This is a genomic window from Chitinophaga sp., assembly GCF_036569125.1.
GTDB lineage: Bacteria > Bacteroidota > Bacteroidia > Chitinophagales > Chitinophagaceae > Chitinophaga.
In genome coordinates, this window is sequence record NZ_DATCRF010000281.1 from 1 (window position 1) to 12,676 (window position 12,676).

The window sequence follows — 12,676 nt, forward strand, 5'->3', positions numbered from 1 at the left end:
GAATTTAACGGCGAACGCCGCCTGATTATCCCATCTCCTAAAGTAGCCACCTACGATCTGCAGCCGGAGATGAGCGCTTTCCAGGTAGCGGATACCATTGTAAAAGAAATTGATCAGAAATCGGCCGACTTCATTTGCCTGAACTTTGCCAATGCCGATATGGTGGGCCATACCGGTGTATGGCAAGCTGTTATTAAAGCGGTTGAAACGGTAGATACCTGTGTAGAGCGGGTGGTAACCGCTGCGCTGAACAATGGTTATACCGTGTTCCTGACAGCAGACCATGGCAACGCTGATTTTATGGTGAACCCCGACGGCTCGCCCAATACAGCGCACTCCCTGAACCTGGTGCCTTTGTTCATTATCAGTAATGATTTCAAAGGCACTATGAAAGATGGTAAGCTGGGCGATATAGCCCCCACCATCCTGCATTTCATGGGCCTGCCCGTACCGAAGGAAATGACCGGCAACCTGCTGGTATAATTATAATGTGTTGATGTGCTAATATGCTAATGTGCTGGTGGATATGCTTGCATTCTGTCCCAACCAGCACATTAGCATATTAGCACATTAGCATATTTCCCATCCGCCTGTAACTTTCCCCTCTTCCCCCCGTTTTACTTTTACAAAAACATCACCCCTATGCGATCTGTATTCTACAAACTGCTGATGGCAGCTTGCCTGGTTGCAGCTATGCTCACTATAGCCGGTTGTCAAAAGGACGACTACTGCAATACCACTTACCGCTATACCATCTATACCCCGGTGTATGAATCCCTGAAGAACGTGCGGGCCTCCTTCAAAAGTGAAGGACCACAGCCCATTGAAACTGCCGGTAAAATATACCTGTATGGTAAATACATTTTCCTGAATGAGCTGAATAAAGGCATTCACATTATTGATAACAGCAACCCCTCGGCCCCCAGTAATGTAGCCTTCATCAACATCCCGGGCAATGTGGATATGGCTGTGAACGGCAATATACTATATGCCGACAGTTACATGGACCTGCTGGCGGTAGACATCAGCAATCCGCTGGCAGCAAAGGAAAACAGCCGTGTGCAGAATGTATTTCCGCAACGGGTATATAACTATTACGCCATCCGGGCAGATAGCACCCACCACCAGGACAGCATGATAGTGGATTTCACAACCAGGGATACGGTAGTAAAATCCCCCTGCACAGTAGGCAGCGGACCTATTTTCCTGAACGATGCCATGTCGTTTGCGTTAAACGCCAGCTCTGCCGAGAAATCGTCCGTAGTGGCCCTGGGCAAAGGCGGCTCTACCGCACGCTTTGCGCTCATGAATAATTACCTGTACACAGTAGGCGCCTGGAGCCTGCAGGTGTTTGGCATCCAGAACGCTGCGGCCCCGGTAAAACAGGTAGAAGTGCCGGTAGCCGGCGGCCTGGAAACCATTTTCCCCTTTAACGGCTCCCTGCTTATAGGCTCTACCGGCGGCATGTACATTTATGACGCCAGCGAACCTACGAACCTCAAAAGGAAAGGCGCCTTTGGCCACATAAACAGCTGCGATCCCGTGGTGGCAGAAAATACCACTGCTTATGTAACCCTGCGTGGCGGTACCCCTTGCGGCGGTTATACCAACCAGCTGGATGTGCTGGATATAAAGGATATGACCAACCCCACCCTTATTAAAACCTATCCCATGACCAGCCCTTATGGCCTGGGGATAGATGGTAAAAGGCTGTTCATATGCGAAGGCACTAACGGGCTGCGCTTTATGGATGCCAGCGATCCGAAAAATATCACCACCTTAAAGCAGCTGAAAAATATTGAGGCGTATGATGTGATCCCTACCGGGAAAGTATTGCTGGTAACAGCAAAAGACGGGTTGTACCAGTATGATTACAGCAGCATGGTGATGCCGAAGTTCCTGAGCAGGATTAACATGAATACCCGACATTAATACGAATACTTGATAAGAATAAGCACCATAGCGGTGTGGCAACGCATATAATTAATAATTATTTATGAAAAAGAGTAACTCTTTTATCGGGTGATCCGTTTTATGTTTTTTAGTGCTCTCGACAGATTTGCTCATGCATCAGATGCGCCGTTTTCACGGCGCATTATTTTTTTAAGCCCCTGCCATTGATACGTATTTGTTTTGTAAGCCTCCACAGGCCAAGACGCCCGTTTAAAAAACGTATGATACCTGGTTTCTTAGTAATTTTGCGGCATGAAAATAAACCCATACAGGCGCCTGCATATAGCATTTACAGCTATAATCCTGCTGGCCTGTAACCCCGGCCGCCAACAGCCGGCTAACCATAACAGCACGCACAGCGATCTGAAAACATATTTTGAAAAGGAGGCCGGCCTGCTGCAGCAAAGCGGGTTGCAGCTGCATAAAAGTGTAGTGCTGAACGGGCAGCGGGACAGCAGCACCCTGGCGCCGGACAGCACACAGCTGCATCACCTGTTAAAACCCTTTATGGATGTGGATATTAACAAGCCCTCGTTACAGGATGCCTACCGTACAGATACCATCCCGGACCTGATAAACGGCAGCAGCGCTGTGATGTACACCGCCCGCGAGCCCGGCACCAGCCCGCAGCAGATTATCCTGAACCTGGACAGGGAAGGCCGTATTGCCACCGTAAACATCCATAAAAGTACCCGCAACCTGGTGTATGAATACCAGCAAAACCTGTTTTACCAGCACCTTAAGAGCATCCGCATCACCACCCTGCAAAAAATAGCTTTTCTGCAGCCCCGTGAGCTGGATGTTAAAGTGCTGATGGCACCAAAAAACTGAACCGGAAAATGACAGCAGCGGAGTTTTCACAAATATCACATACCATACCCATACAGGCCGGCATTTACAAGTATTACGATGAAGGCGGGGAGCTGCTGTATGTAGGTAAGGCCAAAAGCCTGCGCAAGCGCGTAAGCTCTTATTTTGTAAAGAACCACGACAGCTTTAAGACCCGCAAGCTGGTACAAAGCATTCACCATATTGAGTTTACCATTGTAAACTCAGAGCAGGATGCCTTTTTGCTGGAAAACTCGCTTATTAAACAGTTCCAGCCCAAGTACAACATTAACCTGAAGGATGATAAAACCTATCCTTACATTATTATAAAACACGAAGCTTTTCCCCGGGTGTTCCTTACCCGCAATATTATCCGCGATGGCTCCGAATACCTGGGCCCCTTTACATCCGTGGGGCGGGTGCGTGAGCTGCTGGAAGTGATACGCTATAACATTCCCCTGCGCACCTGCAACCTGAACCTTTCAGAACAGAACGTGCGCAAAGGCAAATACAAGGTATGCCTGGAATACCATCTGGGCAACTGCAAAGGCCCCTGTGAAGGCCTGCAAACGGAAGAAGATTACCGCGCCGGGCTGCAGCAGGTAAAGGATATTCTGAAAGGTAACCTTACCCCGGTGCTGAACATGTTCCGCGCTCAAATGCAGCAATGCGCCGGTAATATGGAGTTTGAGCAGGCCGAGATACTGCGCAAGAAAATAGCCAGCCTGCAGGCCTACCAGGCCCGCTCTACCATCGTAAACGACCGCATGGGCCATGCCGATGTATTTTCTATTCTGAGCGATGGTAACCATGCTTACGTAAACTACCTGCGGGTGCTGAACGGCAGCATTGCAGATACCAAAACCGTTACGCTGGAAAAGAAGCTCGAAGAAACCGATGAAGAGGTGCTGGTATACGCGATGGCTTACCTGCGCGATGCCTTTAAAAGCCAGACGGCCGAGATCATTGTGCCTTTTGCCATTGATTTCCCGGAAGAAAATGTAACCATTACCGTACCCAAAGGCGGTGATAAAAAGAAGCTGCTGGACCTTTCTGAGAAGAATGTGAACTACTTTAAGGAAGAGCTGTATAAGAAAAAGATCCTGCACCTGGAAGGTAAAACAGACGAGGAAAAGAAAAAGGTGCTGTACCAGCTGCAGGCCGACCTGGAGCTGCCGGTGCTGCCTACGCATATTGAGTGTTTCGATAACTCCAACTTCCAGGGCAGCTACCCCGTAAGCGCCTGCGTGGTGTTTAAGGATGGGATAGCATCCAAAAAAGATTACCGGCATTTTAATGTAAAAACCGTAGAAGGCATTGATGATTTTGCCTCCATGAAAGAGGTGGTTTTCCGGCGATATAAGCGCCTGTTAACCGAGCAGCAGCCTTTGCCCCAGCTGGTGATCATAGACGGTGGTAAAGGGCAGCTGGGATCCGCTATGGAAAGCATTCGCGAGCTGGACCTTATTGGTTCCATGACAGTGGTAGGCCTGGCCAAAAATGAGGAGGAAATATTTTTCCCCGGCGATAAAGAAAGTATTAAGCTGCCCTTTAACAGTGAAAGCCTGAAGCTGATACGCCGCGTGCGCGATGAGGTGCACCGCTTTGGGATCACTTTTCACCGGCAAAAGCGCAGCAAAGGCACCTTTAAGAATGAGCTGGAAAGCATTAAAGGTATTGGTGAAAATACCGCCACGCAGCTGCTGCAAACCTTCCGCTCCGTTAACCGCATTAAACAGCTGCCCAAAGACGAGCTGGTAAAAGAGGTTGGCGCCGCCAAAGCCCAGCTGATCTGGGCGCATTTCCATCCCGGGCAACCGTAGGTAATTAATAATTAAGAATGAATAATTAATAATCACGGAGGAATCATTACTATAAAAAGCTGCGCCCATCCCTTGTTATACTTCACTACGATTATTAATTCTTAATTATTCATTATTAATTATCAGCAGGGTCCAACCGCGCGCAGTGCCTGTAATACGTGCCGCTCCTCATGCGCTATAAAAAAACGGAAGGTATCTCCCAGGGAAAATTTAATCAGCTTGCTTAAAGTGGTGGGTATTCTGGGTTTTGCCAGGTTTACGGAGTGCGCCTGCTGCAACAGCAATAATAGTTGCTGCTGCCCGCTAATAAATTCATTCATTACGCTGGTTACATCAGGGGTTGCGGCCGGCCGTGCACTTTTAGGGGATTGCATACGCATAGGCAGGCTGCCATTGGCTTTGGGCTGCATAGTACCGGTGAACCAGTTGCCCAGCCATCCGCTTTTAAACTGCGGGGTAGCTGTTTGCTGATGGGCTTGTGCAGCTTGTATGGCTTTGGCCAGCTGCGGCAGATAATAACGGCTATAAATGTTAAGGTGTTCCAGGCATTGAATGGCGCTCCATTTATGCTGGTCGGGCGGTAATTGTAAAACGGGCGCCGGTAAATGAGCCAGATCTTCTGTTACCTGTGTTAAGAGCCGGCTTACCTTATACTGCAGTTGATCCAGCAGCTCAGTACTTTTAAATATGGCTGGCATGTTGAGGAAATTTGGGGTTTATCCGGCAAATATACAGGTTTAAAATCGCAAAGGTCACAAGGTGTGTTACCAACCCTTGTGACCTTTGCAGTTCTTTTATAGTGATGTAGGCTATGCTATTAATATTGCCAGAGGTCCTGTTCTTTGTTAAAGATCTTGTCTTTAACAGCCTGGCCTTCCAGCAGGCGCATGGTACCGTCTTTGATATAATCTTTGATCTCGCGGTTATACGCGTTGTTCTCTTTTATAACAAAGCTGTTGAAAAAGCGCATTTCAAACAGGTCTTCCCAGCTCATGGATGCGGCATCGTTATTCTGGTTATACACATCATACTTTGCCAGCACCGGGCGCAGGTCAGGGTAGTACACCCAGAACAGCGGTATAGAAGCGCGCAGGGAGCCATCTTCATTGATACGGGATACCATCGGTGCAATACCCAGGATACGTACCTTTAAAGCAGAGGCTTCCTTATCGAACACCCATACTTCTTTGATCTTGTACTGTACAATCGTACGCGGATCAAAATCATCGCGGGTAGTTACCATTTTCTCTTCGCCGGTAACCGGATCTATGCTGCGCACCGTTCTTTCCTCACCGCTGGTCTTTGTTTGAATTTCAGCGTAGGTCATCGGCGTGCTAAAGCGGTCATCGATCGGGTTAAAGGCCTGTACTTCGTTATTCTTAATTGAGTTCAGTAATATGTTAATGAACAACTGGTTTACCCCCTGCTCATCTTCCACATTATACTGGAAGGGAAGGTTCATCTTTTCACGGATGTCGATCACCTGCCAGATACGTTTTTCCCAGAACTTATCATCTTCACGGATGTTGTCGTAAGCAATAGGCGTACGGTCCCTTACAGAGTTTTTGGTTGTTACACCATCAACACGCAGTGATTTGCGCGGGGTATCTACTACCGGGCTACCCACGCCATCCGGGCGTAAAGGCGTTGCATCGGGTGTAGCCGGGGCTGCAGGCGGTGCAACTGAATTGCCGGTAGCGGGGTTCACTACTGCATTAGGGTCGGGGGTGTTGGTTGCCGGCTGAGAGGCATCAGTAGCGGTGCGGCGGCGGGTGCTGCCACCTCTGCGCTGCGCTTGCGCTTCTGTACCTATAATAACCATTAACAAGGCACACCAGGTTATTCTTTTAAATATTACTAATCGCATAAGAAGCAATTAAAATTTACGATCTCAGATTTACGATTTTAGATTTAATCCAGGACATACTTACGATCCTGAATTTACGATCTTAGATTTCAATAAAGCCGGCAGTACACCGCTCTTCCATTAAATCTAGGATCGTAAACCGTAAATCTAAAATTATGTCTAGTTTAATTTAAACGAAGTGTTACCCATGTTTCGTACAATACCATCCGGACCTTTTACTTTTACGTTATCAAAGTAAACCTGGTCACCGGCGCGTAAGGTACGTACTGCACTTACTACGTTGCTGGGGAAGTAAGCAGAGTTAGCTTCACCTTCTACATAGTCGCGGCCACGGGCCTCAATACCTACACGGTAGCTCACAACATCATACTTCACACCTTCAAATTCAAAGTTCTCCAGGTCAGCTCTTAAACCGCCCTGTACTTTAAAGTCGGCTGCTTTCATGATACCGCTTTTATTCACCCCTACCTTCAGTACCGGATCAGGGATCATTTTTACACGGAACTCTTTGCTGCCAAGGCTTTTGGACTTACCATCCACGTTAGCTACCACATTGATGATGGCGCGGCCCGGGTTGGCTACTGTTACGATATAATTACCTGCACCCTGTTTGCGGATGTTACCTACGTTGATGGAAGCATTTACGCTTTCAGCAGGTACACCGGCGGCAGAGATGGATATAGGATTCGGTAACCCTATATACAGCACGTTCATTTTATCAGCAGAAATTGAAGTAGTAGAAGCTCCTACATTATAGGTCTCATTAAAGTTATAAGATTCCAGTTCACCGTTAGGTTTAGGCAGGGTAATAGTACCGGCGATCGTTTTTTCACCGATGCCGGATACCGGCATTGTAAAAGTACCCAGGCCTTCAGAAGCGGTGATGGTTTGACCGTTTACCACGATGGTAGGGTTTACAGTGCTGCTGTAGGCGCCTACGGCGATCTGCGCAGTCAGTGTCTGGCCTTCCATCAGGTTCTTAGAGTTCAGGGAGATGAACGGACGTACTTTATCAAATTTAAAGTTCTGTGCGTCTATCTGGCGGAACAGGTCGTCGATGATCAGCGACTCGGAGTTCTTCACATCGTTCTGGAACTTACCCAGGATGGTTACTGCCGCAATGGTAGGCACCATGTTAAAGTGGTAAGTGGTCCAGGTTTTAGGTACACCGGCGTCATGTCCACCGGATGATTTACCTACTTCTATTCTCAGAGGCAACGTTTTTTCAAACTGAGGCCTGAGCTTAGGATCCACGAAGGTCAGGAACTTCTCGCGCAGCTCTTTCAGCGCTTTTTCCATTTCAGGACCTTTCTTCTGGTTATCCATCACACGGGTGGGAGCGTCCAGGTTATCTTTTGATTTGATATTCCCTTCCTCATCACGTCCACCACTTTCCCGTATAATCGTTTCTTTCAAAGTCTCGATATACGTAAACATATCACTGGAAAGCTTCTTTACTTCTTGTGCTTTAGCGCGCAGCGGGCCTACTTTTGCAGCATTCTCCGCCATTTGCTTTTCAAACTGGTCGTAAGTAATATTGTTCTTATCAGTGATTGATTTATTGGATGTGTTGATAGAGTTATTTACGATATTGAATGCGTTTAATATTTCGGCAGAGACGTTCAATGCTAGCATGGCCGTTAAGACCAGGTACATGAAGTTGATCATCTTCTGCCTTGGATCTTTTGGTAGTGACATAGTTCGTTTTCGATTTAATGATTGTCTTAGATTGTATTGTGAAAACTAATTATGATCTACCTTATCTTCCATGCATTGCGCTCAGCATATTACCATAGATGGTATTGAGGTTGCTCAGATTTTTAGCTAACAGAGTGATCTGTTCCTGTGTTTTCTTAGCATCATCAACGCTGGCACTCATAGCCTGAGAGGTTGTTAACAGATTCCTGTAGAAATTGTTCATAGCCTTCAGGTGGTTATTGGTATCCTGCAGTTCCAGTTCGTAGATAGCATTCAGGGAAGCCAGGTTTTTGGTCATGCCCTGCATTTGCTCATGGAAATGCCTGGTGGATTCAGATGCGCTGTTGAAGGAAGATACTGCAGATGCAGCGGTGGTGTAAGCAACAGCTACACTACCAATTGCGCTGGCAGCTTCTCTTGTTTTCTGAGTGTAATCACCGGTGGCTGCTACCACGTCGCTGATATCTCTCATCTTGTCCACGGTGGTTCCCAGTTTCTGGAAATTCTCACTCAGGCGTTGCAGGTTAGCAGGCGTAATGTCGGCCTCCTGTAACATCTTGTCTAATCCGGATACTGCGGGATGACCGGCATAGGCCACTCCTTCAGCAGGTGCGTGAGACGCAGAGCTGTCCGGTACAAAAGCATACACAAAGAAGATCAGTGCTTCTACACTCAATCCCATGATCAGGGCTATATCGGCGCCCTTCCAGTGTTGCAGCTTAAATAATGCTCCAATGATCACCACGGAGGCTGCAATACATACAAAAAAGTTCAACCATTTCGCCTTGTTAGGATTCATAGCCATAGGTTAAAATTTAATCTGGTTAAAGGTTAAAGTTGTTGTTAAGGAATAGTTATTGCTCAAAGATTTGCTTTCTGTGTACATCATCGTCAGGTCTCTCAATCTATACATGGCTAATAATTTTACTTCTTCTTATTGAAGTCATTCTTAGAACGGCTCAGGAATGCTATGGTACACCTGAAACCTATATAAGACTTAGCACTATCCTGGTATTCGAAAGAGCGGGTACCTGTTTGCAGGAAATAACCGATATCTTTCCAGGAACCACCTCTTACTGACTTACGCTTCATTTTGGGTGCGGCATCATCCGGCACATCCATCCTGAGGTAAGGGTTCATATCTGAGGTGAAAGAATATGAGTTCTCGTAAAAAATGTCCTGTGTCCACTCTGCTACGTTACCAGCCATGTTGTACAAGCCGTAATCGTTAGGCCAGTAAGCATCTGCACGCACGGTGTAGAAACCACCATCTTCCGGATAGTTACCGCGGCCCGGCTTAAAGTTAGCCAGCAGGCAACCTTTTTTGTTGCGGATATAATAACCACCCCAGGGGTATGGTGTTTGTTCCCTGCCGCCGCGCGCTGCATATTCCCATTGGGCTTCTGAAGGCAGCTGGAACTTATCTTCCGTGAACAGGTTCTTAGAGCTACGGTAGTCATCCCAGAACTTACTACGCCATTCGCAGAACGCGCTGGCCTGGTGCCAGGTTACGCCTACTACCGGGTAGTTATCAAAGGCAGGATGCCAGAAGTACATACGCGTCATAGGCTCATTGTAAGCGTAAGAGAAGTCCCTGATCCAGCACAAGGTGTCGGGATAGATCTGAACATCTTTCTTTACAATGAACGTAGAACGGGGCTTACCCTTGTTCTCGCGCAGCTTGGCAGCATCCCAGTTAAAGGATTCCTGGTGGTAAAGGAGCTTGTACACGTCAATCTCCTTTTTATTATACAGGCGGTCTTCCGGAGAGTAGATCATGGCATCTATCTTTTCATAGGTTGCCTTATCCTTCCAGTTGATCTTCTGTTTCCAGTCGATAATATCCTGGTCGCCATCTTTTTTCACATGTCCCATGAGTATATGGGCTATAGAGTCACGCACCCAGTTCACAAACTGGCGATATTCGTTATTCGTGATTTCCGTAGCATCCATATAGAACCCTGAAACGGATATAGACTTGTTACGGGCGGTGAACGCGTAGTTCACATCCTCGTCACTGGGTCCCATGTGAAAGGTTCCGGAAGGTACATACACCATTCCATAAGGTACAGGAGGAAAATACCTCGGTCTGGGGCTCACTCCTATCAGTTGCCCTTGTGCATTCTTGGGGGTTTTACTACCACCACAGCTGGCCGCCAGCAGGCTTACCAGCAATACAGCGAACAGACCACTTGAATAATTAAGCTTCATAAGGGTAGCTTTCATCTGAAACATTTAGGTCTTTTTCAAAGGTAAGATGGAACTCGCGGCGTTCTCCTCTTGTAAATTCAACAAAATATGCTCGTTTCATCCGGTAATTAATTCAGTTTTTTCCAGGGTCAGACGGTTGCCTATATATCTCTAAAAAACTTATTGACATATAGTTTTCCACATCCGAAATTGGTGCAAGATAGCAAATGTAATAATTATTTTTAATCCGTAGTTACTTTTCGCACAACTTTTTCAATTCTACATACATTCCTACGGCACTTACATTAAACGCAATTTTTAACATTTTATTATATGAACTCGCCACCATTTCTTCAATTGTTCACCCCTTATGTTTTAATTGTACTGCAAGTTAATTAATTATTTTATTAAATTAATGATTTCTTTTATATAAAACACGGGTTTAATGCAATGATAATCTTCGCACAAATACACCAGCGTTTTACCCGGTTGTTCCCGCTCCTGTAACAGGGGCATGCCAGGCTGGTTACTTTCCGCGCCCAGCAACACTTTGAACGGAATATAATGTTCGTGTACCTCCTGCATTCTGGCCTTAAATTCCGGCCCTACAATGGCCAATTCTTTGGTGCCTTTTACCCATTGTAAAAGCTCCGCCGCCCAAATTCCAAAAGAAGTAGGGTAGCGTACCACCGTTTGCGCCAGGCGGCCCAGCATATCCACCGCCCTGTTAGTCCAATCGCGGTGGTCAAATACCAGGGCCAGGTAGCGCAGGTTGGCAGCCATCAGGGCGTTGCCGCTGGGCACGGCGCCATCGTAGATCTCCTTCTTACGCACAATCACATCCTGCTGATCCTGAATGGTATAGTAAAAATAAGTGCCGGTTTCATCTGAAAAATGTTCGATCACAAATTCCGCTAGCTGCCGCGCGCGGTTCAGCCACTCCGTGTTACCGCTTACTTCCTGCAAGGCAATGAGCGCCCTTATAAGGCAGGCATAATCGTCCAGGAAAGCAGGGTACTTGGCCGTACCGGCTTTATAGGTATGGTAAAACGCCCTGTCATGATCCGGTTGGCGCATATTTTCCCACAAAAAATCCACCGCCCGGGTAGCCACTTCCAGGTAACGGGCATTACCTAAGGCGGCATAGGCTTTACAATAAGCGTTGATCATGAGCGCATTCCATCCCAGCAGCACCTTATCATCCAGCCCGGGGCGGATCCTGCGGTCACGTACCGCCATTAATTGCCGGCGGCTTTCTGCCAGCAAAGCCTGCAAGGCGGCCTCCTCCATTCCCTTTTCTGCTGCAAAAGCGGCCAGGGGCTGGCGGATCCATAAAATATTCTGCTCCTCCCAGTTACCTTCTTCCGTTACATCATAAAATTCACAGAACAGGGGGGCTTTTTCTCCCAGGATGCTTTCTATCTCCGCCTTACTCCATACATAAAACTTACCTTCCACCCCTTCAGAATCTGCATCCAGGGCTGCATAAAAGCCGCCCTGCGCATCTGTCATCTCCCTTTCTATAAATTCCAGGGTATGGGTAATGGTATCTGCATATATTTTATTGCGGGTAAGCTGGTAGGCTTCACAAAGGGTATCAATCAGTAAGGCATTGTCATACAGCATTTTCTCAAAATGCGGGGCCAGCCACTTTTCATCGGTGCTGTAACGGGCAAAACCGCCGCCCAGCTGATCGTAAATGCCGCCCTGCAGCATTTTATCCAGCGAAAGAAGGGCCTGCTCCAGCGCTGCCGGCGCCTGAAAGCTGTAGTGGTAGCGCAACAGATACTGGATGGTAAAGGTGCCGGGGAACTTGGGCGCCCGGCCAAAACCACCCCAGGTTTTATCGGCCTGGGTAAGTATGTTGTTGAAAATGGTATCGCATTGTTCCCGGGTAAACAGCTCCTCTTTAGGAATGCCCGGCAGTAGTGCTGTTTGGGTGCCAAACTGGTTGGCCTGTGCCAGGTGTGTTGTAAGTGTATTGGCCTGCTGCTCAATATCTTCCCGGCGCTCTTTAAATGCCTGGGCCAGTGACAGCAGCACATCTTTCCAGGAGGGGCGGTTAAAGGCTTTTACCGGCGGGTAATAAGTGCCGCCGTAAAAAGGCCTTTTATCCGGCGTTAAAAAAACGTTCAGGGGCCAGCCACCCGCGCCGGTCATAGCCTGCACGGCATCCATATAAATATGATCCAGGTCCGGGCGTTCTTCCCGGTCTATCTTAATGTTAATGAAATGTTCGTTCATGATGCCGGCAGTGGCGGCATCCTCAAAGCTTTCCCGCTCCATTACATGGCACCAGTGGCAGGCAGCATAACCA

At 47.6% G+C, this 12,676-nt stretch carries 10 protein-coding genes; 4 read left to right on the top strand and 6 right to left on the bottom strand.

Annotation, left to right across the window (positions count from 1 at the left end; all coding sequences use genetic code 11):
- The 4 genes from VIM87_RS10320 to uvrC form a co-directional block, all read left to right on the top strand.
- The coding region (locus tag VIM87_RS10320; protein ID WP_331996918.1) for an alkaline phosphatase family protein at nt 1–483 on the top strand (483 nt) is incomplete at its 5' end.
- A gap of 159 nt (nt 484–642) precedes the next feature.
- Nucleotides 643–1,932 carry a hypothetical protein gene (locus VIM87_RS10325; RefSeq protein ID WP_331996919.1) on the top strand — a complete coding sequence of 430 codons (1,290 nt, stop codon included), beginning with the start codon at nt 643–645 and terminating at the stop codon, nt 1,930–1,932.
- A gap of 273 nt (nt 1,933–2,205) precedes the next feature.
- Nucleotides 2,206–2,784, top strand: coding sequence for a hypothetical protein (locus VIM87_RS10330; RefSeq protein ID WP_331996920.1), 579 nt, complete (start codon nt 2,206–2,208; stop codon nt 2,782–2,784).
- An 8-nt stretch (nt 2,785–2,792) separates the two neighbouring features.
- Complete coding sequence (uvrC, locus tag VIM87_RS10335; RefSeq protein ID WP_331996921.1) at nt 2,793–4,604, top strand: excinuclease ABC subunit UvrC; 1,812 nt, start codon at nt 2,793–2,795, stop codon at nt 4,602–4,604.
- Between the two features lie 122 nt (nt 4,605–4,726).
- On the opposite strand, the gene VIM87_RS10340 is transcribed toward uvrC, so the two are convergent.
- The 6 genes from VIM87_RS10340 to VIM87_RS10365 all read right to left on the bottom strand — a co-directional run.
- Nucleotides 4,727–5,302 (bottom strand): DinB family protein, encoded by a 576-nt coding sequence (locus tag VIM87_RS10340; protein WP_331996922.1) that lies wholly within the window; start codon nt 5,300–5,302, stop codon nt 4,727–4,729.
- 119 nt (nt 5,303–5,421) lie between these two features.
- Nucleotides 5,422–6,471, bottom strand: a complete 1,050-nt coding sequence (gene gldN / locus VIM87_RS10345) for a gliding motility protein GldN (protein ID WP_331996923.1) — start codon at nt 6,469–6,471, stop codon at nt 5,422–5,424.
- 159 nt (nt 6,472–6,630) lie between these two features.
- The gene (gldM, locus tag VIM87_RS10350; protein WP_331996924.1) at nt 6,631–8,169 is read right to left on the bottom strand and encodes a gliding motility protein GldM; all 1,539 of its coding nucleotides are present in this window, start codon (nt 8,167–8,169) and stop codon (nt 6,631–6,633) included.
- A 61-nt stretch (nt 8,170–8,230) separates the two neighbouring features.
- On the bottom strand, nt 8,231–8,968 hold the full coding sequence (gene gldL / locus VIM87_RS10355) for a gliding motility protein GldL (protein WP_331996925.1): 738 nt from the start codon (nt 8,966–8,968) through the stop codon (nt 8,231–8,233).
- 125 nt (nt 8,969–9,093) lie between these two features.
- Nucleotides 9,094–10,395 (bottom strand): SUMF1/EgtB/PvdO family nonheme iron enzyme, encoded by a 1,302-nt coding sequence (locus tag VIM87_RS10360; RefSeq protein ID WP_254639975.1) that lies wholly within the window; start codon nt 10,393–10,395, stop codon nt 9,094–9,096.
- 363 nt (nt 10,396–10,758) lie between these two features.
- A partial coding sequence (locus VIM87_RS10365; protein ID WP_331996926.1) for a thioredoxin domain-containing protein occupies nt 10,759–12,676 on the bottom strand: 1,918 nt, incomplete at its 5' end.

What these genes read in the sequence shown, in the direction of transcription:
- VIM87_RS10325 (WP_331996919.1), top strand. Translation starts at nt 643, where the DNA reads ATGCGATCTGTATTCTACAAACTGCTGATGGCAGCTTGCCTGGTTGCA.
- VIM87_RS10330 (WP_331996920.1), top strand. Translation starts at nt 2,206, where the DNA reads ATGAAAATAAACCCATACAGGCGCCTGCATATAGCATTTACAGCTATA.
- uvrC (WP_331996921.1), top strand. Translation starts at nt 2,793, where the DNA reads ATGACAGCAGCGGAGTTTTCACAAATATCACATACCATACCCATACAG.
- VIM87_RS10340 (WP_331996922.1), bottom strand. Translation starts at nt 5,302, where the DNA reads ATGCCAGCCATATTTAAAAGTACTGAGCTGCTGGATCAACTGCAGTAT.
- gldN (WP_331996923.1), bottom strand. Translation starts at nt 6,471, where the DNA reads ATGCGATTAGTAATATTTAAAAGAATAACCTGGTGTGCCTTGTTAATG.
- gldM (WP_331996924.1), bottom strand. Translation starts at nt 8,169, where the DNA reads ATGTCACTACCAAAAGATCCAAGGCAGAAGATGATCAACTTCATGTAC.
- gldL (WP_331996925.1), bottom strand. Translation starts at nt 8,968, where the DNA reads ATGAATCCTAACAAGGCGAAATGGTTGAACTTTTTTGTATGTATTGCA.
- VIM87_RS10360 (WP_254639975.1), bottom strand. Translation starts at nt 10,395, where the DNA reads ATGAAAGCTACCCTTATGAAGCTTAATTATTCAAGTGGTCTGTTCGCT.